The sequence below is a fragment of the Virgibacillus sp. GM2-2 genome, assembly GCF_055329585.1.
Genome location: NZ_JBUZWC010000012.1, coordinates 45202 through 70925 on the forward strand (window position 1 = coordinate 45202; position 25724 = coordinate 70925).

The following is a 25724-nucleotide window of genomic DNA, read 5'->3' on the forward strand; positions in this document are numbered from 1 at the left end:
CTCCTTATTTAAATTATAATGCTAGTTTATCTTATTATGGTAAAAATGTGTAATACAGATTTGCAGAAATAATAGGATAATTTTCCAAGGACAGCTTAGCAGTCTTCCCTGAAAACAAAAAGGAGATTCTCCATTACAAGAGAACCTCCTTTTATCACAATTCTGTTTTGGCTATTTTATTATCAAGTTCTTCGTATCGATAGTAATCGATCGTCTCGTATAACTCTTCACGGGTTTGCATGTGTTGCAAGTAATCCTTTTGTGTACCTTTTTCTACTATTTCGGTAAAAACATTCCCATACGCTTTTGCAGCAACGCGTAACGATGTGACAGGATAAATTACCATACTATACCCAAAAGCTTCAAATTCCGAAGCATTATAATAAGGAGTTTTTCCAAACTCTGTCATATTTGCAAGTAAAGGCACCTGAACGTTCTGTTTAAAATGTTGAAACTCTTCTTTCTTCGTCAGTGCTTCAGAAAAAATCACATCGGCACCAGCTCTAACGTAGTCATTCGCTCGGTTAATTGCACAGTCTAGTCCTTCTACGCTGAGCGCGTCGGTTCTTGCTACAACAACTAACGACGGCGCAACCTCTTTAATCGCTTTAATCTTCTGCACCATTGTCTCACTTGGTACTAATTTTTTCCCATTCAAATGCCCACATTTTTTTGGCAAATCTTGATCCTCGATTTGCACTGCAGCTACATTTACCTCCATCATTTCTTTGGCGGTTTTCACAGTATTTAAAACACCGCCATAACCTGTATCAATGTCTACCAATAATGGCAGGTTGGATGCTCGGATAATTTCCTTTGCCCTGTATGCCATCTCTTCGGAATTTACAATTCCTAAATCAGGCAATCCTTTACTCGCTGTATAAGCCGCGCCTGATAAATACAATGCCTTAAATCCAACTTGTTTAGCGATTAATGCTGCCATCCCATCATGTACACCAGGAACTTTTAAAATAGATTTGCTTTCTACCAATCTCAAAAATTTGGTAGCTAACTCTTTCTGTGAAGCATGTTCTTGTGTTAACCAACTCATATAACGTCTTCCTTTCTATATGATCAGCTTATTCATAAATTCGTGAACATCCATATCCTTTAGTCTTGAATATCTTTGGAACATAGAAAATATCTCTGTTGCTTGTTTTTCTGGGAATCTAGTATCAAGATTTGTTTTAAATTTTGTTAACAGCTTAGGTATCCCTTCATCTCTACGGAACCGATGACCTAGCGGATATTCCATTACAACTAGGTCAGTGGAAGAACCGTCCTTGAAAAATACTTGAATAGCGTTAGCAATCGATCGTTTTTCGGGATCTAGGTAATCATTCGTATATTGTTCATTTTCTACTACGTTCATCTTAGCACGCAATAGGTCAACACGCGGGTCCGATGCCGTTTCTTCTTCATAATGATCAGCTGTAATATCGCCAAAAAGTAGCCCAATTGCTGTAATGTATTGGATACAGTGGTCACGGTCAGCTGGATTGTGTAAGGGACCTGTTTTATCAATAATACGAATAGCTGATTCATGGGTTGTGATGACAATTTTTTCGATTTCATCCACTCGGTCTTTGACACTTTGGTGTAATGTAACCGCACATTCTGCAGCGGTTTGAGCATGGAACTCTGCTGGATATGAAATCTTAAAGAGAATGTTTTCCATTACATAAGATCCAAGTGGCTGTGCTAATACTAGTTTCTTACCGCAGAATAACACATCTTCAAATCCCCATCCCTTAGCGGATAGGGCAGTTTTATAACCCATTTCTCCTTTTATCGCCATCATAGCTAATCGTACGCCGCGGCTTGTCGCATCACCAGCAGCCCAAGACTTTCGCGAGCCTGCATTAGGAAAATGGCGATACGTTCGTAAGCTAGCATTATCAATCCAAGCATTTGAAAGTGCATTAATAACTTCTTCTTTTGTTCCACCAAGCATTTTTGTCACAACAGCTGTAGTAGCTACTTTTACATATAGTACGTGATCCAAGCCTTGTCGGTTTAAACTATTTTCCAATGCTAAAATTCCTTGAATTTCATGAGCTTTTACCATTGCGTCTAGCACTTCTTCCATTTGAAGAGGCTTACCACCATTCGCAATATTTTTCCGACTGACATAATCTGCTACAGCTAAAATTCCACCTAAATTATCGGAAGGATGCCCCCATTCAGCGGCTAGCCATGTATCATTGTAATCCAACCAGCGAATCATTGTTCCAATATTAAAAGCTGCTTGGACAGGATCTAATTCAAATTGTGTTCCTGGAACTCTACTTCCATTTGGAACGACTGTACCAGGAACTATAGGTCCTAGATGCTTTGTACATGCAGGATATCGAAGTGCCAAAAATCCACATCCAAGGGTGTCCATCAATACATGCGACGCTGTCTTCATCGCCACTTCACTTTCAATCTTTACGTCAACTACATAGTCCGCTATTTCTTCAAGTAGTTGATCAGTATTTGTTTTAGTTGTTACCATTGCTCTTCCTCCCTTGTTATGTCTTTAAAACTAAACCCAACTTCATAACAATGTTTTGCGTAATTGATGTAAAGTGCGAACTTATGAAAATTTAAGTCTATGGTAACAGAAACGTTGATTTCCGCTGCGGACAGTCGCTTTCCGCGGGCACGGCTTCAGCCTCCTCGAGAAAATCACTCTGCGGGGTCTTCAGCTCGCGCTGTTCCCGCAGGAGTCGACTGCCCTCCGCTCCAATCAATTGCCAAAATAGAATGTTTTTTCCATCAAGGATTAATAATAATGTGTTATGCAGCACAAATCTAGCGGAGGAAAAACGCGGAGACTCCTGTGGGAGCAGAAGCCTAGATGAGACCCCGCAGAGCGTAAGCTCGAGGAGGCTCATCAGCTGCCCACGGAAAGCGCAGTGTTTTTCCGTAGCGGTCGATGCTGCTTGAATTTTCACTAGTTCGCAGTATACGTAAATTGGGTCAAACAACAACTTTAAGAAAATACTTATTACCAGTAATAAAGCGATGCAAAGATTGCTGCGACCATAATAGTAAAACTCGAAAAGACTCCGATTATATATTGTTCTTTTTTTGTAAAAATACCCGTTTCATAAGCCATATATACGGTTGGTGAGTGGATTGGTAGCACCACCACTCCACCAATAATCATAATAACGAGAAAAGCTAGTTTTTCAGGTTCTATTCCGATTAACGCTGAATAAGAAAGAACAATTGGAAAAATAACAATCATGGCCGAAGATGGTACGACAAATAAAAACCGTAACAAAAAGATTAGTACGCTAATAGCAAATATTTTTACTATCATACTCTCATCAGGAGACACGAGACTTATAAATTGCTTTGCCAATTCGGTAGCTGTTCCATTCTCTGCCATTAACAATCCTAATGAAAAAGATGAACCAAGTAATAAAAAATTTTCCCAATCATACATACGAATTTCTTTATTCGTAATCAATCCATGTTTTGGGAGTGAATAGAATACTACTAACATCATTGGTGGTAAGACTAGTGGTACACTATTTTGATCGGTTACAATCCACGTCACGATCATTAGTAAAAAACTACCAATCACTACCCAGAAAGCTGGTGGCATGTGTTCTATTTGCTCGTTTGATAGATCAATTGGATTCGGTTCGCTAAACCATTCATCATTAGGAGACATCTTCTTTAAAAACAGCCAAACAAAAATCGCAACGATAATGGAACTAACCCAAAGTGGTGGTCCAATATGCAAAAACCAATCTAGCCATCCAATCTCAGTAACGTTGTAGTCTCTTAACAATTGTGATGCTAGAATTGGAAAGCCACCACCGGTAAAGATAATCATCGTTGCTTTTTGGTTGAGCACACCTATAGCATATAAGCAATATTTTTCAAATAAACTTCTTTCTGGAAATCCATAATATTGATTTAATTTTTTTATAATAGGTAACAGCATCTTAAAGCGCGCGATAGCAGACGGTAGAATGATCGGGAGAAATAAGATAAAAAATGGAAGGGTGATGACAACAAAAATTGGTCCACCCTTACTCATTTTAATTAAAAATCGTGCAATGATTTTGTCTACCCCAACCTTAACGAGTGAGGAACTAATTAATGATAGCATCAAAATAAAATACAGGGCGGGAGATAAAAATCCCACTACAGCTTCTTCTACACCATCAACCAAACCTAAAATAATCATAGATGCCAAAAGCAGAATACTCGTAGCCCCAGTTGGGATAGGTGCTGCTACCCATAAGTAAACAGCAAGTGCCAACAATGCTAATGTTAACTGCTGTTCGGTGTTAAAATCAGTTAAAAACATTTCCTTTACATAGATGGATATAGTAACAAATAGAACAATGTAAAAGATTTTTACTTTCATTTAATCGGATCCCTTAAGCACTTTTATTTTCAGCTTGTTCTTGCTTATTCATTTTACGCCCCTTAATGAGAGGAACTAAAAAGGATAGAAAAGCAATAGCTAACATGACAGCCGCAATTGGACTTGTTACAAAGATAGATAGATTTCCATTTGAAATAGTTAGTGATTGTCTGAATGCTTGTTCCATCATTCCACCTAAAATAAAAGCAAGTAAAAGTGGTGCTGCTGGAAACTGTATAATTCTCATTAAGTAACCGATGATACCGAATGCTAAAAGAAGATATAAATCAAACGTGCTAAAACTGATTGCATAAACACCGATTATACAAAACACAATGACCAACGAAATTAGTAACTGTCTCGGTACAAGCAAAATTTTAGCAAGGTACGGGATAAGCGGTAAGTTTAAAATTAGCAATAAAATGTTCCCAATATACATACTTGCAATAACACCATAGAAAACATCTGGGTGATCGGTCATTAACAATGGACCTGGCTGAATTCCAAGAACAATTAACGCTCCGAGCATTACCGCCGTGGTTCCTGAACCAGGAATTCCTAGGCTTAATAACGGAACAAACGCACCGGTAGATGCGGCATTATTTGCTGTTTCTGGAGCAGCAACACCTCTGATTGCTCCTTTACCAAATTCCTCTTGGTTTTTAGAGAACTTTTTTTCACTTATATAACCAAGAAACGAAGAAATTGTACCACCTGCCCCTGGCAATATACCTACTAAAAAGCCAAGCACAGACTGCCTTCCCATCGTAGGAACTAGTTCTTTATAGTCTTTTTTGGAAAGCTTCAAGCTGCCCACACTATGCATATTATCCATTTTTTCTTTTCTGTTTTTAATAAGTGATGTTACTTCAGCTAGTGCGAATAAACCTAGAGCGATAACAAGAAAGTCAATTCCTTCTAAAAGGTGGGGATTCCCAAATGTAAAGCGTGCTGTCCCCGTCTGTGCATCGATCCCTATTGTGGCAATAATTAAACCAATTGTTCCAGAAATTAAGGCCTTTACAGTTGATCCCTCTGAAAGACTTGCTATGGCCGTTAATCCCATTAGCATCAGCGCAAAATATTCCGGTGGACCAAAGGATACAGCCACTTTTGAAAGCAAAGGTGCTAAAAAGGATAGAAAAATAATACTGATCGTTCCACCGACGAACGATCCAATTGCGGCGATCGCAAGTGCTTTTCCTGCTTTACCTTGCTTTGCCATTGGATACCCGTCAAATGTTGTAGCAACAGCTTCTGATACCCCTGGAGCATTTAATAAAATGGATGAAGCTGCTCCTCCGTATGCAGCACCATAATATACACCAGCCATTAATAACAATGCAATAGCCGGATCCATTCCATACGTAATTGGGATCATGACAGCAATTGCAGTAATCGGTCCAAGTCCTGGGATCATTCCAATAACTGTCCCAACAATAACGCCAATTAATACAAACAGTAATCCATCAAAGCTAAGGGCAACTTGAAACCCCTGCGCGAGTCCGTTAAATACATCCATGTTGTTACCTCCTCTGATCTTGCGTATCAAACCAACCTATTAAAATGGTAGTATTCCTGAAGGTAGTTTGATTTGTAAAAATGAATCAAATAATAAATAGATTAAAATTGGAATACTGAGCGATACGATTGAATTAACAACGTGTCTTTTATATCCAAGAAATAGTGAGCAAATAAAGAGAAATAAAACGGTCGTAATAATAAAACCAATTATTTCAAGAAGAAAGATATAAAGAATAATAAAACCGATTATTCCAAAGATAACCGGCAACTCACTTTTTGAAATACGATCATCATTTTCTTTTTTCTCCTGATCTTTTGTAAAATACAGAAACACAGATAATCCTATCAAGATAAATCCAAGTGAAATTGGAACAACATCTGCATCAACCGGAACATATGCATATGGCGGCAGTGAAAAACTAAGCACAAGATAGAAAACTGCTAACAAGATAAATAGAATTGATATTTTTTTATTTAACGTTCGAAACATACGTACACCACCTTCATGAAATAAAAAGGAAAGCCAATGACCATCATCATTGGCTCACTTTTCAAAACTTTATTTACTAAGACCTAATTCATCTAATAGGGCTTTAATTTCTTCCTTCTCTTTGTCTAAAAACGCTTTGTATTCTTCACTATTCATGTACATTTCACTCCATCCATATTTCTTACGGATTTCAGCGAATTCTTCTGATTCACTTAACGCTTTGAATTTTTCTTCGTAGAATTTAACTGCTGCTTCATCCATATTTGGTGGACCAAAGAATCCGCGCCAGTTTACAAATGTAGCATCAATTCCTTGTTCTTTTGCTGTAGGGAAGGTAGATAAGACCTCACCTTCTAAGCGTTCTTCGGATGTAACACCAAGTACCTTGATTTTTCCAGCTTTTACTTGTTCTACCGTTTCAGCAACACCAGTGGAGAATACATCTACACTTCCATTTAACAATGCAGTTAATGCTCCTCCATCTTGGTCAGATACATACTTAATTTTCGTTACATCTACGCCAGCTGCTTTAGCAATTTTAACAAACTGAATGTGGTCCATACTACCCGGTGAAGAGGCTCCAATCACGGTAATACTAGAAGGATCTTTTTTCATATCCGCAAACAAATCATTCAAATTATCCCATTTTGCATCTGCTGCAACAGCGAATGCTGCATAGTCGGCAATCATATTTGCAAGAGGTGTGAAATCTTCATGTCCGAATTTGGATTGACCATTTAATGGCACTAATAAGATTGGAGGTGATGAAACAAATAAGTTTGTTCCACTTCCCTCTTTCCCATGAACATACGCCCATCCGACAGCGCCACCGCCACCAGGCTTGTTTACAACACCGATATCTTGTTCGATAATTCCGGTATCGTTAAATGTTTTACCAACCATTCTTGCCGTGGTATCCCAACCACCACCTGCCCCTGATGGTGATACGATTTCTATTGGTTTCTCAGGTTTCCATTCACCGCCTGAGCTACCGCTTGTTTCTGTACTGTCTGAACATGCAACTGTAAAGATCATTAAAAGAGCAAAAACTAATACAGGTAATAATTTCTTCACTTCAAAATTCCCCCTTTGTTTTTCCAACGACAATCATCATTGGTATTCTATTTTCACTGTAATGTAATTTTTCTGATATGTAACCGTTTTCAAAATAAAGGGAAAAATGATTATTGTGCGTATTTTGTTCATTTTGTTCACAGATAGAAAAGGGCGTGGGCTAGAACATAGAAAAAGAAAAGAAACTGGCAAGACGAAAATAAAAAAACATCAAGATTCTCGATCAAGATGTTTTTGTTACCAACAGGTATTTTCGTTCTGGCCTGCCAACAATACCGTATTCTAATTGTGCCGTACAAACTCCAATTGATATGAGATATTCTAGGTACCGCCTAGCTGTTGTTCGTGAAGCACCGATTTTTACACCCATTTCTTCCGCCGTGATTCCCAATCGATTGCTTTCCATAATTTCTTGCACCTTTTCTAACGTTAACGGATCAATTCCCTTTGGCGTATCCTTATTAGTTGAAATTTCTTGCTTATGATGTCCAAAATAATTATCTAAAAATGATTGATCAATCTCTAATTTGTTATCCAACGCTTTTCGTGTACGTTTATACTTTTCAATTGTCTCAATAAAACGATCCATTTTAACTGGTTTAATGATATAGTCAAATACACCGTTTCTGATTGCATCTTCAACCATCGACTTTTCTGTTGCGGCGGAGATCATGATCATGTCTATATTTGGGTTGATATCTCGAATTTTACCAATTAGTTCGGTGCCCAATATATCTGGCATAAAAATATCTAGTAGTATTAAATCAACTGAAAGACTTTCTATTAATTTCAATGTCTCTTTCCCATTCAATGCCTTACCTACTACTTTCACATCAGTTATCTTAGTTAAAAATTCTTCATGGATATTGCCAACTCGGAAATCATCTTCTGCGATTAAAATATGAATCATTTGCTCACCACCCCTATTACTCTATTAACTGTTTAGGAATAAAAACAGAAAAAATGGCTCCACCACTATCTTGATTATAAACTTCAATCCCACCGTTTAACTCATCCACAATATCTTTAACAGAAGCCAATCCATACCCACGATCAATGGCCTGTTTAGTAGAAAAACCTGTTTCAAATAAATGAGCAATATATTCTTCTTTAATTCCAGTCCCATTATCCGAAATGTCAAAAATAATATCTGTTCCTAAATCTGTTGCAAAAAAAGTAACCTGTTTTACGTTGTTATTTTCAACTGCTTCAAATGCATTATCAATTAGATTTCCTAATATAGTGATCAGTTTAGTCATATCAATATGTTTCGGAACTACATCTAATGAAGTATTCTCATCAATTTGAAAGTCTACCTTCTTTTCAGATGCTTTGCTTATTTTTCCTAACAAAATTGCTTGTACCGTTTTGTCTTTAATCCGTTCAAAAACTACTTTATTCTGATTCAAATGAAAAGCAGATTCCTTTTGAATTAATTCAATTGCTTCATCGTAGTGTTGTAATTGTAGCAACCCAGATAATACATACAATTTATTGGTAAATTCGTGTGTTTGTGCGCGCAGATCCTCAGAATACCTTCTTACCTCAGACAATGCGTTCAACATTTCATTTACTTCTGTTTTATCACGAAAACTTGCTACAACCCCAACAACCTCATCGTTTTCTGTTATAGCTGTCCGATTCACAATGACTGTCCGATTTCTTAAGACCATCTCTTCATTTTTATTACCACTACCACTATTGAATACGTCATACATTTTTGTATTTGGAACCACGTCTTCTATCTTTTTCAGACGATAATCATTGGAAAGTCCTAATATATTTTGAGCTGAAGGATTCATCATGGTGATATTTCCCTGTTTATCGATAGCAACGATACCTTCCTTGATAGAAAGTAAAATGGCATTTCGATCACGGTATAAAGAAGCGATTTCATAAGGTTCCAGCCCTAATGTATCTTTCCTAATATTTCGCGCCAAAAGAACACTACCAATTATTCCAAAAATCAATATAATGAAAGAAAAACTACTAATTTTTACTAGTTTATCAACAACAATTGATTTAATATCCTCTACTAAAAAACCGACCGAAACAATTCCTATAATATTACCATACTCATCAAAAATTGGGGCTTTTCCTCTTAGAGAAGGACCTAGGCTTCCAACAGCCTGTGAGGTATAGTATTTTCCGTAAAAAAGCGCTCTTGTGTTATCACCGCCTACCATATGTTTGCCTAATTTCCATTCATCTGGATGTGAGTATCGAATGCTCTTCGCATTTCCTACAACAACGAATTCCGCTCCAACTTTTTTTCTAATCTTTTCCGCAATTGGTTGGATGACTTCTTCCGGTCTGTCTAATTTAAATGCTTCCCTTATGGATGGCATAAAGGATACAGTAGTTGCAACCTGTAATGCACGTTGACCTATATTTTCTTTCGTTTCTTTCGATTCCAGATAGGCTATAATTCCAGTAAGAAAAATGGTTACCAATAAAATAAGTGCAATAATTAGTCCCATTATTTTCGTCTGCAAGCTTACATACCTCATAATGTTAAACAACCCCTCTGGGAATCTATCAAACCTAAGATATAATTTAACACAATATTGCCAAAAGGTGAAATTCATTTTTACACGCAACGAGAAGTTGAAATTTATTATAACTACAATAGACTACCTCTATAAAAATGGTTATAATTTATGATAGGAGGTGAGACAAAATGAATGAACAACAACAACAACAATTCACACGAATGGAAGACATGCTTACGCAGTTGGTCGGGATGGTCGCAAAAAATAATGAAAAAGTGGATTCTATTAGTCAAGAAATGAAAGACATGCGCTCTGAAATGAAAACAATGCGCAGTGAAATTGCTTCTATTAAAGAAGATCAACAAATCATGCGTTCTGAAATTACTACGATTAAAGAAGATCAACAAAATATGCGCGCCGATAATGAACGACATTATGAAACTTTCATGCGGAAATTTAACAATAGTGAAGCAGATCAAGACTACACGTCCGCTAAAGTTGTACGTAACGAAAGAGAGATTGCTAAGTTAAAGGGGCAACGGCATGGCTAGTAAACAGTTAATAGTTTTTTACCACATTTAGTTCCGCATATTTCTACAACATTAAATCTACAGAAAAACCTACTAAACTTGGAAAGAGGTTCTCTCTCTTATTTTACGTAACAACCAACCCAAAGTTCTCTAACACCACCGGATGAGGTTCAAACGTGTCACGTTTCCATATTATCTGTGCAAAAAAAGATTCCCTGCCTACACAGAGAATCTTCCATCGAACTACTTCTTCAATTTCGCCAATGCATCCGCGAGTGCATTATTTTTAAACCCATCATCCTGTTTCTTTAAATACTTATTTACATCTTTTTTAGAAACTTTATGCTTTTTCTCTTGTTGTTTCCGTTTATTAAATGTTGAAAGCTTTTCACGGTGCCCACATTTACATGTGAACATTTGTCCCTCGCCTTCTCCACGTAATTCAAGTCGCTTATAGCAGTTAGGACATCTCGCGTTGGTTCGTTTTGCGATATTTTTTTTCTGGCCACAAGAACGGTCCTGACAAACTAGCATGCGACCATTTTTATTATCAATTTCAAGCATTAATTTCCCGCAGGATGGACATTTTGTTCCTGTCATATTATCATGCTTGAATGTTTCATCGCTTCCCTTGATTACTTGGACGACTTCTTTTGTATAGCCTTTCATTTCAGAAATAAACGCATTTTTCTTTAGTTTACCCTCAGCGATTAGTCCAAGCTTTTGTTCCCACTCAGCGGTCAATGCTGGTGAACGCAAGTCTTCGGGCACGAGTTCAAGCAATTGCTTGCCTTTTGATGTCAAGAAGATGTGTTTCCCTTTTTTGTCCATATACTGGCTGTTGAACAGCTTTTCGATGATGTCAGCTCGGGTTGCCACAGTACCTAGACCACCTGTTTTCGTCAAACTTCCAGCCAAATGCTTTTCATCGGAACTCATATATCGGACTGGGTTTTCCATTGCTTGTAATAGTCCACCTTCTGTGAAACGCTCCGGTGGCTTTGTTTCGCCATTCGTTAACGAAACACGGACATTCTGGAACGAATTCCCCTTTGTAAATTTCGGCAACGTTTGATCAGACTTATCATCATCGTCGTCAAATCGGTTATCATAGATATCCTTCCAACCTTGTTTAAGGACACGCTTCCCTTTTGCATTAAAGCGTTCATCGCCGATTTTTGCTTCAACCGTCGTTTGTTCGAATTCATGCGGATCGGATAAAACAGCAAGGAACCGCTTCACGACTAAGTCATAAATTTTTCGTTCCCTATCATCTAAATCCTCTAACACAACCGATTGTTCAGTCGGAATAATAGCATGGTGATCCGAAACTTTTGCGTTATCAACCACTGCTTTGGATAGTTTCCATTCCCGGTTTAAAACCTTGTTTGCAGTTCGTGCATATTGGTCCACACCGCATGCTTTGACTCGATCTTTTAGCGTTGGAACAATGTCGGTTGAAATAACACGTGAGTCAGTTCGTGGGTAGGTTAACACTTTGTGCTGCTCATATAGTTTTTGCATAATCGACAATGTTTGTTTTCCAGAAAAGTTGAAAATACGGTTAGCATCACGTTGTAATTCGGTTAAATCATAAAGCTGTGCTGGGTATTTTTTCTTATGTGCCGTTTCAACAGATACGATAGTTGCCGTCTGATTGTTAACGTTTTGTAAAATCGCATCTGCTTTACCTTTATCAAAGATACGTGCATTGTTTTTGCTATCTTGCCATGTAAATCGGACTCCATTTGCAATTGTCGCTTGTATTCCATAAAACTTTTGCGGTTTAAATGCTTTAATTTCTTCTTCACGTGCCTGAACCATCGCAAGTGTTGGAGTCTGAACACGTCCACCAGAAAGCTGTGCGTTGAATTTCGTTGTAAGTGCTCGTGTCGCATTCAATCCTACATACCAATCCGCTTCAGACCGTGCAACGGCAGCATCATATAAATGAAGATAACGGTTACCAGGCTTCAAATTTTTAAATCCGTCTTTAATTGCCTTATCCGTTACCGACGAAATCCATAACCGTTTTACTGGCTTTTTCACTCGAGCTTTTTCTAAAATCCATCGCGCTACAAGCTCTCCCTCTCGTCCAGCGTCTGTTGCAATGACAATTTCCTTAACGTCATTGCGGTTCAGTTGTGTTTTTACCGTATTAAATTGTTTCCCTGTTTTTTTCATCACAACTAATTTCAAATGGTCTGGAAGCATCGGCAAATCATCCAGCTTCCATGTTTTATATTTATCATCATATATCTCCGGATCTGCTAGCGTAACTAGATGACCAAGTGCCCATGTAACAATATAGGACGACCCTTCCATAAAGCCGTTTCCTTTTTTCGTACAATTTAAGACACGTGCTATGTCACGTCCAACAGACGGTTTCTCTGCTAATACTACTGTTTTACTCATCGAAAAATCCTCTCTATACTTAAAGCTCTTCTATCATTTTATCATAATTAAGTAACTTGGTTTTCACCAGCCACACCTAAAGATTAATTGTTAACCAACAGCAGATTTTAAGAAGATGCTACTGGTAGGCTTTGTTACTATTTTACTCTCAAAGTTGAAGTAAACTGCGGTAACAGCAGCGCTGATTTCCGCTGCGGGCAAGGCTAGTGAAGTAACATTTTTGAAGGTACTGGAAAGATTGCGTGCAGGATGTCAGTTTGCGGACACACGATCCCTTATTTGGGTAAAATAAGGGTAAATGCGGTTGTTATCGGACTCAGGATTCCTTATTTGGGTAAAAACAGTTGAAAATCATGTTTTTTAGCTGAATAAGGCATCGTGTGTCCGTTAACCCTCAAAATAAAGTCAAAAAAGGTAAATAGGGCATCCTCAGTCCGATACCAAGCAGTGTCCTTGGCGTGCTATTCGTCCACCATGTTTACTTCGCAGTTTATATCTTTTGCGTCAACCAAAAATAAAACTGTCTGATACGTCAAAAAAACACCCTATAGTAGGATGTTTTTTACTAGAATTTATAATCGACATATTCCTAACGAACATTCTTCACAATGGCATATACCTCGAAGTCCAGATAAATTTAGAATTTCAATCAATCCCTGTTCATGACGTATATACCCTTCCCGTCTAAACGTTGCAAGCATTCGGTTTACAGTTTCGCGACTAGAGCCAATTAAATTCGCTAGCTCACTATCGGTAAAACGTCGTGAAATAACAATGCGATCAGCTTCTTTTATTCCGTACGTATTGGCAGTGCGCACTAGCATCGCAGCAAGCGCACCATTTTTTCCATGAAACAACAAATCACGTAGCTTTAGTTGGGTATAGTGTTGCATGTGGCTTTGCCATTGCGTAAATTCAATAGCCAGGTCACCATCTTGCAATAGAATTTGCTCCAAGTCCGTTTGTTCCATAATTCCAACGACACAATCATCGTTGGCAACAGCGGTCAATACACTTGATTGTTTTTGTCTTGGATCAAATTCACCAAATAAATCGCCTGGAAAAAAATAATAGAGTGTTAAATCTTTTCCATCTGCACTAAGCTTCGTAAGCTTTACCGTACCTTCAAAAAGGAAATAAAGTTTTTCGTTTGGATCACCTTCCCAAAACAATTTATCGTCCGCACGAAACTTTTCCACCGTCATTAGGCTTTGCAGTTTTCGCATACAACTGTTTGATAAGTGGGCAGTATTTGATTCAACTGGTAGCTCTTGAACAGGATTTATCACCTTTTATCCCCTCCATATACGTGATTTGTGTGATCTCAGTTATATCTAATTTCACTATATACTACTTATCAAAAAACTTCTATAGCATTTTTTATCCTGTAATGCTTGCTGCTGGACCGAAAAATTCGAAGTTAATTTCACTGTCATCCACATTATTCTCTTTCAAAATTCGATACATAGCTCGCATAAACGGTGCTGGACCACAGAAATAAAAGGATGCATCAAATGTTGGCAATGTAGACGCTAACCACTCTTGATCAATATAGCCTTCTTTATCATGATTTTTTGACAAGCGATCCTCACTACTTGGTGAGTCATAAATCACGTATGTCGACACATTTTCATATTTTTCTGCTAGTGCTTGAACTGCCTCACGCATCGCATGAACACGTCCAGATTGTGCTGCATGAATAAAGGTAACCGGGCGATTTGATTGTTTTTTCACAACATGCTCAAGCATACTCATCATTGGTGTTAGTCCAACCCCTCCACTCATTAATACAAGCGGTTTCTCCGTTGTTTCATCCAATACAAAATCTCCTGCTGGTGCGCTAATTGGAATGACACTACCAACTTCGACCTGTTTGTGAAGATAGTTCGATACAATACCAGCTGGTAACTGACCAACTGCATCTTCTCGTTTAACACTAATTCGGTAATGGCCCGCGCCAGGTGCGCAGGATAAACTATACTGACGGAGATGATCATGCGCTTCTCCTTCGATCTGAGCTTTCACGGTAATGTATTGACCTGGATTGTATGCAGGGAACGGATTTCCATCTGCTGGTTCTAAGTAAAATGAAGTTATCACATCACTTTCTTTTACCTTTTTGATCACGTTGAAATTACGGAAATCGGTCCAACCACCAACTGTATCAGTAGTTTCTTTATACATTGTTTTTTCCGTCTCAATAAATACCGATGCAATGACACCATATGCCTTTTCCCACGCCTCAATCACTTCATCTGAAGCGGCATCACCTAGTACTTCCTTCATTGCTTTCAATAAGTACTCTCCAACTATTGGATAATGTTCAGATTTTATGTTTAAACTTTTATGTTTTTGACTAATTTGCTTCACTGTCGGCAAAATCGTTTCTAATTGATCAATATGATAAGCAGCTGCATAAACGGTTCCTGCTAATGCCTTTGACTGATCACCTTTACGTTGATTCGTTTGATTAAAAATATTTTTTAGTTCTGGATGATTTTCAAACATACGCTTGTAAAAAACCGATGTAATGTCATTCCCATGCTTCTCTAAAATAGGTACCGTTGCTTTAATAATGTCAATCGTTTGTTGATCCAACCCTGTTTTTACGTCTGTAGTCACAATAAAACACTCCCTATTTGTATTAAACATGTATTTATAATACATGTTTTCTATACAGTTATGATAGCACGTTTTAATAGGAATAAACGGCATCTGCTGTTACAATTTTGTTAACGATTCTAAGGGAGAAATGAACGATGCAATTAAAAAAATATACTGATTATGCATTGCGCGTATTAATTTTTACTGGAACAAAAGGTGAAGATGAGTTAGCAAGTATCAAAGAGATTTCAGATACATTTAATATTTCACCGAACCACTTAGGGAAAATTGTTTTTGAACTAAACAAAAGTGGTTACATTGAGACGATTCGTGGCCGAAATGGCGGGATACGCCTCGCAAAACCTCCAGAAGATATAAACGTTGGGACAATTGTTCGCCAATTTGAAAACGACTTTGTCATTTTGGAATGCTTTGACCGTTCCAAAAACCATTGTGTCATTTCACCTGCATGTAATTTAAAGCACGTATTGAATGAAGCAATTCAAGCATTCCTATCTGTACTTGATATGTATACCGTTAAAGATTTAATTCGTAATGAAGGCCAGTTGAAAAAATTGATGGGGTTATCCTAGTGATTCATTCCATCTGATCTTTGCCTTGAAAAATAACAAAATTTCTGCAAGTAAAAAGAAAAGTACGAGCCATGGGCCAGCAACTAAAATCAATTGGTGGGTTGGAAAAAACACCGATGTCTCTGACAGCTGGAATTTTGCCGTAAATGCAAACAACATACCAAATGTAAAGTTCCTTGACCATTGTGAAACGTCATACGCTCCAATACCCTTAATCCATCCATAGATCTTCACACGGATAATAGCCCGGATAAGCTCGATTGTTTCAATTACAATAAAGAAAAAAATTACCCATATCCATAACCAGTACTGTACGGTAAAGCCAAAAGCCCCGGTAGTAGCAGTCGCAAGCCCCGTAATTGAAACAGCCCCATGAATGATGCAGTTCGTATTTTTCCATTCATTCGCAAGATCCCATTTCTTTTTGAATAGATAACGGAACACAATTAAAATAAAACCAATTACATACAATCCCACTCCAAGTATAATGAGCCCTCTATTTGCCCACAGCGGTAGGATTTGCTCAAAAATATTAGATAAAAGTAGAACAATGGACTGAGTGCTAACCGTTGAAAGCAAAAGTACCCCATGAACATGGTGGCGCAATTCGGATCCAATAATTTTTCGATAGGCGGGCAAAACATACGTCATATACCAGATATACAGGAAAATATTCAAACATCCCATAACATACGGAAAGATTCCTAGATTAAGTGAAAATTGGTGGATGACGTTACCGAGTACAGAAGTACCCGCAACCCACGTTCCGATCGCAAATAACTGTATAGGATTTTGCAAATGCTTTTGTTTAAAGGAACGATCGCGTATCGTTTGGATGATAGCCAGGACAATTAAAAACCAAATAGCAGCTAAAAAGAAGCCAAACACTTCCCCGTATGCATAGATTTTAAATTCCTGCATTGCGCTATATAAAAAGATACCAATTGCCATAACAATCGCACCGGCCGCTGTCGGCGTATCTTCTTTTTTAAAAAAAGCTTCTCGAACGAAATAACACAACCCTAGCGCTAGACAAAATCCCGCTAAATTTACCATTTGCACCACCGCCTCTCCTTCTTATTTTAATCGTAATTTTTTTCAATTACTGTGATGCGTATCACAGCCATATTCTAAAGAAAGCGCTATACTTATCCTGAAAAAAATATGCAGGAGGGATAACAAATGTCAAACGTTTTTACAGAAGCATCCAAGACCGGTGACATCGTAGTACAATTTCCAATGGCCAGCCAAGTGTTTAAACAATACCAAATTGACTTCTGTTGTGGTGGAGATCGTCCAATTGGCGAAGTTTTAGCAGAAAAGGAATTGGCAACTGATCAGATTCTTGAAAAGCTCAACGACCTATTTACATCATCAAACATCAAACGAAAATCCGATTGGTCAACAGCAAGCTATACCAAGTTGGTAGATTTCATTGTTACAAACCACCACGCCTATCTAAATCAAGTTTTGCCAGAAATTAGTACGCTTGTGACAAAGGTTTGTCACGTACATGGAAAAAAGTATCCGGAACTACTTGAAGTTTTTTCTGTATTCCACGAATTAAAACAAGAAATCGAACAACATAACAGGAATGAGGAAGATAATATTTTCCCTAAAATTAAGGCATACGATCTTGAAAATTCCCAAGAACTTCTTGAAGCGGCTGTTCGAATGATCAACCGACTGGAAACGGAACATGAACACGTCGGCAGTTTACTAAAAAGATTGAGAAAAGCAACGGATGATTATAAAATTCCTAAGGATGCTTGCCGAACCTTCCAATTAACGTATTGCAAGTTAGAGGAACTAGAATCGGATACATTCCAGCATGTTCATCTTGAGAATAATATTCTATTTCCACGATTGGAAAAAGCATTATAATTAGCAAGCAGGTAACCAACATGGCTACCTGCTTTTTTTGTTGTTGGAGCATTTTGTGCGAAATGGCTTGTAATTTTCTAAGTGGATCATAAAAATTAAATTCGGATCGTAAATTATGCGATGTGGATCGTGTTTTTCAAATGCCGATCGTAAATTTAGTATTCGGATCGTATTTTTGTGCAATCGGATCGTAAACCCTTTCAGCAACACTACTCACGCCTTCTTATACCCATTCCTCGAACGGTACTGCTGTGGCGCTCGTGTCGGATATTGAATTGGTAAACTATAAAAATGAATCAGCCTAGTAAAAGGTATCGAACCAAACAAGCCGAACGCTGCAATAATATGAACTTTAAACAATAGTGGTACCGTGTCCATTAATTGATAGTTTGGTTGTAAAATAAACAAGCTTCGAAACCATGGGCCAATGGTAGAACGATAGTCAAACTCTTCCATTGTTGTATTCGTAAAAAGCGTTAGATAAACTCCAATTCCCGACACGATAAGCAATGCTACCACGGAATAAAAATCGGCAAACGTTGCATGGATTCGAATTGGATCAATAACTATTTTTCGAATTAATAGAATAACTAACCCTACTACAACCATAATTCCAGCTAATCCTCCACCATATACTGCACCCATATGATAAAAGTGATCGGACACGCCAATGAATGCATAGAACTCCATTGGAATGACCATCCCCATGATGTGTCCGATAAAGGCAAAGACGATTCCCCAATGAAAAAGTGGTGAACCGAGCCGTAGCCATTTTTTCTCAAAAAATTCGGTTGATGGTGCTGCCCAGGTTAACTGGCGGAACGCATAACGGTAAACTACACCAACGACCATGATGGTTAACGTAATATATGGAAAGATAACCCACCAAAATATATCTGCCATCATCTTTTCCCCTTTCTGATTTGATCTACTAGATTATTAGGAATACATGATTGGAAAAGGTAGTTCTTCTAAGTCCGCTTCCTCACGTTCGAATTCTAGTTTGTCGATATCCGCTTGTGATGGCGAAGGGAAAACATGGTCATTTAATAAATACAACGTTGCGCTATATGGATTGTCATCAGGCATATGGTTTACCATACGTTGGAGCACAACCGCTAATCGTTGCTGTAATCGTTCATGGTTTGCGTTTTCTTCAGATATAGCAAGAAATTCCAGTAACATTGGAATATAATCGGCCAACTCCCCTTCTACCCGTTCATAACCCGCTTCGTTCACAACCTTTTGCATTTTTATTAATGCCGCACCACGTTTATTGCTGTCCCCAAGCTCGTGTGCAGATAGATAGAGTCCGAGTTTTGATTTTAGGTCAAATGTATGCACATACAGTTCCTGCAATGCTTGAATGGACAAGCTTGCTAACGGAATAACTGCATTTTCAATCTGCTTACGAATCGCACTTGATGAAATGTTCTTCGCTGCACACTGCGTAATCTCTACTTGTTCTTCCAAAAAATTTTCATTGGGATAACTTAACAATCGGGAAGTAATTGCGAGTAATGCTCGATTTTGTTGGATCATCATTTATCTCCCCTTTCCAAATGTGATACCCTCAGGTGGTGCAATATCCTCAAGGCTACATGCACCTTGCTTGTAATAGAGATCATCGTCGGTTTCTCTACGTCCGGTTGGAATCACGAAACGTTCGTTATATTTAGCAACACCAAGTAGTCGGGCCATTTCTTCTACTTCTTCAGGTGACGTGCCCGCTTCTTTTACTAGTTCACTCGTTCTAAATTCATCCAGTCCACCAACTGTTTTTCCGCGCATATGTACACGCATAGCGGTTAGTTTCAGTAGTACTTTTCGAATCACAGATGTATCACCTGCAGACAACAGGGAAGCTAAATATTCCATCGGGATTCGCATTTGGTCGACTGCTGGAATATAGCCATCCGTAGATAGTTCATTTTCATTTGTTATATGATTCATAATTGGACTTAGCGGTGGCACATACCAAACCATTGGTAATGTACGATATTCCGGGTGAAGCGGTAACGCAATCTTCCACTTCATTGCCATTTTATAAACAGGTGATTGTTGTGCACCCTCAATCCATGAATCATTAATTCCCTGCTTCCGCGCTTCTTCGATTACTTCTGGATCAAATGGATCAAGAAAACATCCAAGCTGTGCTTCGTACAAATCTTGTGGGTCCTCGACAGATGCTGCTTCCTTCACTTTATCGGCATCGTACAAAACAACCCCGATATATCGAATACGCCCAACACACGTTTCAGAACAAATCGTCGGCAATCCCGCTTCTGTCCGTGGATAGCAAAAATTACACTTTTCAGCTTTATGTGTGTTCCAGTTATAATAAACTTTATGATATGGACAGCCACTCATACAAAAGCGCCAGCCACGACATGCTTCCTGGTCAACGAGCACGATGCCATCTTCATCCCGCTTGTATAATGCACCAGATGGACATGATGCTACACATGACGGGTTTAAACAATGCTCACAAATTCGTGGCAAATACATCATGAATGTTTTTTCATATTCCATTGAAATATGTTCCTGTAATTTTTGAACGTTTGGATCCTGTGGAACGATTTCGCTCCCGCCAGCTAAATCATCATCCCAGTTCGGGCCCCACTCCGGTTTATCGATGTATTTCCCAGTGATTTTAGACATTGGTCGTGCAACCGGAAGATTTTTCTTTTTCGGACTTTCGATTAGATGTTCATAATCGTACGTCCATGGCTCGTAGTAATCGTCCATGCTTGCCATATCCGGGTTGTAGAAAATATTCGCTAGCTTGGAAATCGGGCCACCAGCTTTTAAACGCAACTTACCATTTCGAAGCTCCCAGCCCCCTTTATAACGATCACGATCCTCCCAAGCTTTTGGATAACCTGGGCCAGGACGGGTCTCTACGTTATTGAACCACATATATTCCGTTCCTGGTCGATTCGTCCATGTATTTTTACACGTTACCGAGCAAGTATGACAGCCAATACATTTGTCTAAATGCATGACCATTGCGACCTGAGCTTTAATCCTCAAGCCAATCAACCTCCTTCAGTGGTCTAATTACTGCAATCGTATCGCGTTGATGTCCTGTTGGACCATAGTAGTTAAAACCATAGCTTAATTGAGAATAACCACCAATCATATGTGTTGGTTTTAGCGAAATTCGCGTCACACTATTGTGCGTGCCTCCGCGTTTTTTGTTTATCGAGGTAGCTGGTACACCAAGCGTCCGATCCTGTGCATGGTACATATATGCCATCCCTTTTGGAATGCGATACGTCAGTACTACCCGAGCAGCGATTGCCCCATTTCGATTATAAATTTCAATCCAATCGTTATCCTTAATGCCAATGGATGCACCATCTTCTTCATTCATCCATACGGTTTGCCAGCCACGGAACAAGGTAGACATGTTCGTTGTGTCGGTGAACATCGTATGAATGCCCCACTTTTGGTGTGGTGTTAAATAGCGAACAGTAATCGACTTTCCGGTGTTTTCCACTTCTTTTTCGTTTTTCAAAAACGGCCCATGTGCAAGTGGCGGCAAATACAATGGCAGCCCTTCACCGAAATCTAGCATCATTTCATGATCTAAATAAAAACTTTGCCTTCCCGTTAACGTCCTCCAAGGAATGTTGTATTCGGTGTTAACGGTAAACGGTGAATAACGTCGGTTATCTTTTTCCAAGCCACTCCAAACAGGTGTTGAAATCGCATGTCTTGGTTGTACGGTTAAGTCATTTAACGTAAAATCTTCTTCCTCACGAGCTGCAGCGATGTCGGTTAATTTTTGTCCCGTTTTTGCCTCGAGCGATTTCCAGCCAGCAACCGCACGTTTTCCGTTTGTTGCACCAGACATCATTAAAATGGCATCGATTGCTTGGCGATCCGAATAGATATCTGGGAGTCCCATACCAATCCCTTCTCGCTTCGATTTACCAAGACGTTTTTCGAGATCCTTGTAAACTGGTTCACCTGGAATCGTGACACCTTTTCCGCCGTATCCCTTTTTAATCTCCGGTCCAAGCGTTGTCATTTTTTGATACACGTTTGGATAATCCCGTTTCACGATTTGGAAGTTCGGCATCGTTTTTCCTGGAATAGCTTCTACTTCACCTGTGCGCCAGTCTTTAATTTTTCCGTGAGCTTGCGCAATCTCCCCAACGGAATCATGAGCAAGTGGTGTCATCATTAATTCCTCAGTAGCTGGGAGGTGCTTTTCTGCAAGCTCAGCAAACACCTTGCTTATTTCGCGGAACGTATTCCAATCACTTTTTGCCTGCCATGGTGGCGAAATCGCTGCATTAAATGGATGAACGAATGGATGCATATCGGTACTACTGATATCAAATTTTTCATACCACGTTGCAGCTGGCAAAACGATATCGGAAAATAACCCAGAACTAGTCATTCGAAAATCAATACTGACCAATAAATCTACTTTTCCAGAAGGCGCTTCTTCCTCGACTTTAACTGTCTTTGGTTGCCACGAATTTTCGATATCGCCTAAAACTTGATCTTCCCCACCAATTAAATGCTTGGCAAAATATTCGTGCCCCTTCCCACTGTCACCAAGCAGGTTCGAACGCCAATTAAAAAATACCCGCGGGAAATTTCGTGGATCATCTGGGTTTTCAATTGCCCATTCCAATTTTTCCTGTTTGATTTGCTCCACAACATCCGCAACAACCTTTTCATCGGTATCTGCGCCGCGTTCTCTTGCTTCCCGCACCATATCAATCGAGTTTTGTGAAAATTGCGGGAATGACGGTAACCATCCGAGACGAACTGCGAGTGCGTTGACATCTGCCGGGTGCATCGCATTGTACTTACCACCCCAGCTTGACTGCTCTTCGTTAACTTCTGCTTCATAGCGAAATTGCTCCGTTGCAAAGTAGAAAAACGATGTCCCGTTTTGGAGGCGTTGTGGCTTCTGCCAATCGTTCGCAAATGCAACCTGTTGCCAGCCTTCTAATGGCCGTACTTTTTCCTGACCAACATAGTGCGCCCAGCCTCCACCGTTTACACCTTGTGATCCAGTCAACAATACGAGATTGAGAATACAGCGATAAATTTGATCACTGTGATACCAGTGATTTGTTCCGCCACCCATTGCGATCATGGACTTTCCTTTTGTTCTCGCAGCATTGTCCGCGAACTCTCGTGCCACTTGAATTACATGATTTTTGTGTACGCCCGTAATACTTTCTTGCCATGCTGGTGTAAATGGCTTTGGATCATGATAATCTGTTGGATAATCGCCTGGCAGATTACGGTTAACGCCCGTATGCGCCATCATCAAATCGTAGACCGTTGTAACGGTTACCGTATTTCCATCCTTATCCGTCAGCTGTTTTACCGGCACACCACGGGTTACACTATTTCCTTTTTCCTCGGCAAAATTTGGGAATTCAACCATTTCGACTGCATCGGAATCATGGATAAAACTTAACTGAGGGTTTATTATGCTCCCGTCTTCTTTCGTTAACACTAGGTTCCACTTATTATCGTTATCCCAGCGATGTCCCTGCGACCCATTTGGTGACTCTAGCTGACCCGTTGTTTCGTCCCAAACAAGCGTTTTCCATTCACCTAACATTTGGTCATCATCCACATCATTAGAACGTAAAAACCGATCAGATCGATAGCCACTATCCGTTTTTCGAAGCGTTACTAAAAATGGTAAATCAGTAAAACGCTTCGCATAATCAATGAAGTAAGGCGTTTCATTATCCACATAAAATTCCTTTAAAATCACGTGTGTCATTGCCATCGCTAACGCTCCGTCAGTTCCTGCTCGTGCCGGTAACCACAAATCCGCAAACTTTTCGTATTCCGCATAATCTGGGCTTACCCCGATAACTTTCGTTCCGTTATACCGCGCTTCTACCATAAAGTGAGCGTCAGGTGTACGTGTTTGTGGCAAGTTCGTTCCCCAGATAATAAAATATTTGGCATTGTACCAATCCGCACTTTCTGGAACATCCGTCTGCTCACCCCATACTTGCGGAGAAGCTGGTGGTAGGTCAGCATACCAGTCATAAAAGCTTAAAATTGTTCCTCCAATTAGCGAAAGAAAACGTGAGCCTGCAGCATAGCTGATCATCGACATAGCAGGAATTGGACTAAATCCAACGACACGATCTGGTCCATATTTTTTTATTGTATAAATCGATGCACTCGCTATGATTTCACACGTCTCTTGCCACGTTGCTCGAACAAATCCACCCTTACCACGTGCACGTACATACTTTTCACGCTTAACCGGGTCACTGGCAATGTTCTCCCATGCTTCAACAGGATCAAAACCTTGCTCACGCTCTGCTTTCCAAAGCTCATATAAATCACCACGAATATATGGATACTTCACACGAATCGGGCTGTATGTATACCAGGAAAAACTTGCTCCTCTTGGACAGCCACGTGGTTCATACTCTGGAAAGTCATCACCTGTAGATGGATAGTCAGTCTGTTGTGTTTCCGATGTGATAATGCCGTCCTTCACATATATCTTCCAGCTACATGACCCAGTACAATTGACACCATGTGTCGAACGAACAATTTTATCATGTTGCCACCGTTTACGATAAATATCCTCTGATTCACGGGAACGCGGACTTTCTTCCGTCCATCCTTGATTAATCCGGTTACCCTCTTTTAGGTACCTTAGTTTTTGAAAAAATTTATTTTCGTTTTTCCCCATTTGTTGCACCTCTTTCAGATAATGATGCGATCGGATTGAATCGGTCACCAACAATACGAAAACTTGACGCGTCCTCATCCATTTCTTCTACGAAAACATCGAACGTTGGTGCATTTGCAGCGACTAAAATTAACCTTTCTAATGTAGACAATTCGTCAATCTTGTAAATGGATTCCGTGAGCTCTGTTGGAACGGAGCCAAACCGCATACGAAGTACCGCGACTAAGTCCTCTCTGTCTTGAACAAGATTTGCATCATTCTCAAATGAAAACACACGTAACACCCCTTTCTACATTTTCATCATTTTGTAATATTCTTGAACCATCGTTTGCTTACACACATCAACAACTCGAGTGATGAATTCCGTTATTTTCCGATCAAGGTTGGCAATCTCGCAGGCAGTCAAGTGTTGTGAAATGGTATGATTAAAACGATCACCATAATGAACCTTTAGGCAATAACCATCCGCCTCTTCGATGACATTCGCCTGAATGTCATAAGCATGGATATGCGATAACGCCAATTCATCAATAATATATTGATATAAATCCGGCAGAACTGCCCTAAGCGAATTTACCAACTCAGCTTGACTGTTCGATTCTTCGCTCACGCATGATCCTCCTCTCCGTGCCCTGGTAACACACGCATTTCTTCCTGATTGTGCAATTCGTCTACAATAATTAAAGCTTGAAAGCGTTGTACGATAGTAGCTGTAACACCATCACGATCAAGACGCTCCTTGATCTCCTCTACTAATTTCCGTAACATATCGTGATCGCGTGTTAGCTTGATAATGGAGGGTTGCAATTCCGGTGATTCACGTAAAATTTCTTTATATAAACCTTCTTCCTCAGATTGCGCATGTTGAAGTGTTCGTGTTTCCCAGTGCTCAACGATAATGAAGGCAACTTCTAATGCTTTTTCCTGCTCATTTTCAGCTAACAATTGGACTAAGAGATCGGTAAGCTCCTGCGCCTCCGTTAATGCAGCTTCATGAATCGCAGAGTGGCTATCCACATGTTTTAACGCTGGACCTGACATAA

22 protein-coding genes are annotated in these 25724 nt (G+C 39.4%); 3 read left to right on the plus strand and 19 right to left on the minus strand.

Annotated features, from left to right (window positions below):
- Nucleotides 1-154: 154 nt before the first annotated feature.
- The 8 genes from prpB to ACY9Z2_RS13805 all read right to left on the minus strand — a co-directional run bounded on the left by prpB (nucleotide 155) and on the right by ACY9Z2_RS13805 (nucleotide 9970).
- On the minus strand, nucleotides 155-1051 hold the full coding sequence (prpB, locus tag ACY9Z2_RS13770) for a methylisocitrate lyase (RefSeq protein ID WP_463610226.1): 897 nt from the start codon (nucleotides 1049-1051) through the stop codon (nucleotides 155-157).
- Nucleotides 1052-1066: 15 nt separating this feature from the next.
- Nucleotides 1067-2497 (minus strand): bifunctional 2-methylcitrate dehydratase/aconitate hydratase, encoded by a 1431-nt coding sequence (locus ACY9Z2_RS13775; protein ID WP_463610227.1) that lies wholly within the window; start codon nucleotides 2495-2497, stop codon nucleotides 1067-1069.
- Between the two features lie 495 nt (nucleotides 2498-2992).
- Nucleotides 2993-4372 carry an SLC13 family permease gene (locus ACY9Z2_RS13780; protein ID WP_463610228.1) on the minus strand — a complete coding sequence of 460 codons (1380 nt, stop codon included), beginning with the start codon at nucleotides 4370-4372 and terminating at the stop codon, nucleotides 2993-2995.
- A 13-nt stretch (nucleotides 4373-4385) separates the two neighbouring features.
- Nucleotides 4386-5894: a tripartite tricarboxylate transporter permease gene (locus tag ACY9Z2_RS13785; RefSeq protein ID WP_463610229.1), complete on the minus strand. Its 1509-nt coding sequence runs from the start codon at nucleotides 5892-5894 to the stop codon at nucleotides 4386-4388.
- A gap of 39 nt (nucleotides 5895-5933) precedes the next feature.
- A complete protein-coding gene (locus ACY9Z2_RS13790; protein WP_463610230.1) occupies nucleotides 5934-6386 on the minus strand; it encodes a tripartite tricarboxylate transporter TctB family protein in 453 nt (150 codons plus the stop codon).
- A 69-nt stretch (nucleotides 6387-6455) separates the two neighbouring features.
- Nucleotides 6456-7460, minus strand: a complete 1005-nt coding sequence (locus ACY9Z2_RS13795) for a tripartite tricarboxylate transporter substrate binding protein (RefSeq protein WP_463610231.1) — start codon at nucleotides 7458-7460, stop codon at nucleotides 6456-6458.
- Between the two features lie 223 nt (nucleotides 7461-7683).
- Entirely contained in the window at nucleotides 7684-8370 is a 687-nt protein-coding gene (locus ACY9Z2_RS13800) for a response regulator (RefSeq protein WP_463610232.1), read from the minus strand.
- 16 nt (nucleotides 8371-8386) lie between these two features.
- The gene (locus ACY9Z2_RS13805) at nucleotides 8387-9970 is read right to left on the minus strand and encodes an ATP-binding protein (RefSeq protein WP_463610233.1); all 1584 of its coding nucleotides are present in this window, start codon (nucleotides 9968-9970) and stop codon (nucleotides 8387-8389) included.
- 170 nt (nucleotides 9971-10140) lie between these two features.
- On the opposite strand from ACY9Z2_RS13805, the gene ACY9Z2_RS13810 reads away from it, so the two are divergent.
- Nucleotides 10141-10503 carry a hypothetical protein gene (locus tag ACY9Z2_RS13810; protein WP_463610234.1) on the plus strand — a complete coding sequence of 121 codons (363 nt, stop codon included), beginning with the start codon at nucleotides 10141-10143 and terminating at the stop codon, nucleotides 10501-10503.
- A 222-nt stretch (nucleotides 10504-10725) separates the two neighbouring features.
- On the opposite strand, the gene ACY9Z2_RS13815 is transcribed toward ACY9Z2_RS13810, so the two are convergent.
- The 3 genes from ACY9Z2_RS13815 to hmpA all read right to left on the minus strand — a co-directional run bounded on the left by ACY9Z2_RS13815 (nucleotide 10726) and on the right by hmpA (nucleotide 15519).
- The gene (locus tag ACY9Z2_RS13815) at nucleotides 10726-12897 is read right to left on the minus strand and encodes a DNA topoisomerase III (protein ID WP_463610235.1); all 2172 of its coding nucleotides are present in this window, start codon (nucleotides 12895-12897) and stop codon (nucleotides 10726-10728) included.
- Nucleotides 12898-13469: 572 nt separating this feature from the next.
- Nucleotides 13470-14186, minus strand: a complete 717-nt coding sequence (locus tag ACY9Z2_RS13820; protein ID WP_463610236.1) for a Crp/Fnr family transcriptional regulator — start codon at nucleotides 14184-14186, stop codon at nucleotides 13470-13472.
- Between the two features lie 91 nt (nucleotides 14187-14277).
- Nucleotides 14278-15519: an NO-inducible flavohemoprotein gene (gene hmpA / locus ACY9Z2_RS13825; protein WP_463610237.1), complete on the minus strand. Its 1242-nt coding sequence runs from the start codon at nucleotides 15517-15519 to the stop codon at nucleotides 14278-14280.
- Between the two features lie 137 nt (nucleotides 15520-15656).
- On the opposite strand from hmpA, the gene ACY9Z2_RS13830 reads away from it, so the two are divergent.
- Nucleotides 15657-16094, plus strand: a complete 438-nt coding sequence (locus ACY9Z2_RS13830) for an Rrf2 family transcriptional regulator (RefSeq protein WP_463610238.1) — start codon at nucleotides 15657-15659, stop codon at nucleotides 16092-16094.
- Here ACY9Z2_RS13830 and ACY9Z2_RS13835 read toward each other — a convergent pair.
- Nucleotides 16086-17150 (minus strand): SLAC1 family transporter, encoded by a 1065-nt coding sequence (locus ACY9Z2_RS13835; RefSeq protein ID WP_463610285.1) that lies wholly within the window; start codon nucleotides 17148-17150, stop codon nucleotides 16086-16088. The two genes, ACY9Z2_RS13830 and ACY9Z2_RS13835, sit on opposite strands and share 9 nt — an antisense overlap.
- 126 nt (nucleotides 17151-17276) lie before the next feature.
- Here ACY9Z2_RS13835 and ric point away from each other — a divergent pair, with 126 nt between their 5' ends.
- Entirely contained in the window at nucleotides 17277-17978 is a 702-nt protein-coding gene (ric, locus tag ACY9Z2_RS13840; protein ID WP_463610239.1) for an iron-sulfur cluster repair di-iron protein, read from the plus strand.
- Between the two features lie 213 nt (nucleotides 17979-18191).
- Here the strand turns inward: ric and narI are convergent, their stop codons facing one another.
- Genes narI through ACY9Z2_RS13875 form a run of 7 tightly spaced genes read right to left on the minus strand, consistent with a single transcriptional unit; the run spans nucleotide 18192 to nucleotide 25722 of the window.
- Nucleotides 18192-18881, minus strand: a complete 690-nt coding sequence (gene narI / locus ACY9Z2_RS13845) for a respiratory nitrate reductase subunit gamma (RefSeq protein WP_463610240.1) — start codon at nucleotides 18879-18881, stop codon at nucleotides 18192-18194.
- Between the two features lie 36 nt (nucleotides 18882-18917).
- Nucleotides 18918-19520 (minus strand): nitrate reductase molybdenum cofactor assembly chaperone, encoded by a 603-nt coding sequence (gene narJ / locus ACY9Z2_RS13850; protein WP_463610241.1) that lies wholly within the window; start codon nucleotides 19518-19520, stop codon nucleotides 18918-18920.
- 3 nt (nucleotides 19521-19523) lie between these two features.
- Nucleotides 19524-21011: a nitrate reductase subunit beta gene (gene narH / locus ACY9Z2_RS13855; RefSeq protein WP_463610242.1), complete on the minus strand. Its 1488-nt coding sequence runs from the start codon at nucleotides 21009-21011 to the stop codon at nucleotides 19524-19526.
- Nucleotides 21001-24681 (minus strand): nitrate reductase subunit alpha, encoded by a 3681-nt coding sequence (locus ACY9Z2_RS13860; protein WP_463610243.1) that lies wholly within the window; start codon nucleotides 24679-24681, stop codon nucleotides 21001-21003. Before ACY9Z2_RS13860 ends, narH begins: the two co-directional genes overlap by 11 nt.
- The gene (locus ACY9Z2_RS13865) at nucleotides 24662-24955 is read right to left on the minus strand and encodes a hypothetical protein (protein WP_463610244.1); all 294 of its coding nucleotides are present in this window, start codon (nucleotides 24953-24955) and stop codon (nucleotides 24662-24664) included. Before ACY9Z2_RS13865 ends, ACY9Z2_RS13860 begins: the two co-directional genes overlap by 20 nt.
- 15 nt (nucleotides 24956-24970) lie before the next feature.
- Entirely contained in the window at nucleotides 24971-25291 is a 321-nt protein-coding gene (locus tag ACY9Z2_RS13870) for a hypothetical protein (RefSeq protein ID WP_463610245.1), read from the minus strand.
- Entirely contained in the window at nucleotides 25288-25722 is a 435-nt protein-coding gene (locus ACY9Z2_RS13875) for a hypothetical protein (protein WP_463610246.1), read from the minus strand. Before ACY9Z2_RS13875 ends, ACY9Z2_RS13870 begins: the two co-directional genes overlap by 4 nt.
- Between the last annotated feature and the right edge of the window lie 2 nt (nucleotides 25723-25724).

What these genes read in the sequence shown, in the direction of transcription:
- prpB (WP_463610226.1), bottom strand. Translation starts at nt 1,051, where the DNA reads ATGAGTTGGTTAACACAAGAACATGCTTCACAGAAAGAGTTAGCTACC.
- ACY9Z2_RS13775 (WP_463610227.1), bottom strand. Translation starts at nt 2,497, where the DNA reads ATGGTAACAACTAAAACAAATACTGATCAACTACTTGAAGAAATAGCG.
- ACY9Z2_RS13780 (WP_463610228.1), bottom strand. Translation starts at nt 4,372, where the DNA reads ATGAAAGTAAAAATCTTTTACATTGTTCTATTTGTTACTATATCCATC.
- ACY9Z2_RS13785 (WP_463610229.1), bottom strand. Translation starts at nt 5,894, where the DNA reads ATGGATGTATTTAACGGACTCGCGCAGGGGTTTCAAGTTGCCCTTAGC.
- ACY9Z2_RS13790 (WP_463610230.1), bottom strand. Translation starts at nt 6,386, where the DNA reads ATGTTTCGAACGTTAAATAAAAAAATATCAATTCTATTTATCTTGTTA.
- ACY9Z2_RS13800 (WP_463610232.1), bottom strand. Translation starts at nt 8,370, where the DNA reads ATGATTCATATTTTAATCGCAGAAGATGATTTCCGAGTTGGCAATATC.
- ACY9Z2_RS13805 (WP_463610233.1), bottom strand. Translation starts at nt 9,970, where the DNA reads ATGAGGTATGTAAGCTTGCAGACGAAAATAATGGGACTAATTATTGCA.
- ACY9Z2_RS13810 (WP_463610234.1), top strand. Translation starts at nt 10,141, where the DNA reads ATGAATGAACAACAACAACAACAATTCACACGAATGGAAGACATGCTT.
- ACY9Z2_RS13815 (WP_463610235.1), bottom strand. Translation starts at nt 12,897, where the DNA reads ATGAGTAAAACAGTAGTATTAGCAGAGAAACCGTCTGTTGGACGTGAC.
- ACY9Z2_RS13830 (WP_463610238.1), top strand. Translation starts at nt 15,657, where the DNA reads ATGCAATTAAAAAAATATACTGATTATGCATTGCGCGTATTAATTTTT.
- ACY9Z2_RS13835 (WP_463610285.1), bottom strand. Translation starts at nt 17,150, where the DNA reads ATGGTAAATTTAGCGGGATTTTGTCTAGCGCTAGGGTTGTGTTATTTC.
- ric (WP_463610239.1), top strand. Translation starts at nt 17,277, where the DNA reads ATGTCAAACGTTTTTACAGAAGCATCCAAGACCGGTGACATCGTAGTA.
- narI (WP_463610240.1), bottom strand. Translation starts at nt 18,881, where the DNA reads ATGGCAGATATATTTTGGTGGGTTATCTTTCCATATATTACGTTAACC.
- narJ (WP_463610241.1), bottom strand. Translation starts at nt 19,520, where the DNA reads ATGATCCAACAAAATCGAGCATTACTCGCAATTACTTCCCGATTGTTA.
- ACY9Z2_RS13860 (WP_463610243.1), bottom strand. Translation starts at nt 24,681, where the DNA reads ATGGGGAAAAACGAAAATAAATTTTTTCAAAAACTAAGGTACCTAAAA.
- ACY9Z2_RS13875 (WP_463610246.1), bottom strand. Translation starts at nt 25,722, where the DNA reads ATGTCAGGTCCAGCGTTAAAACATGTGGATAGCCACTCTGCGATTCAT.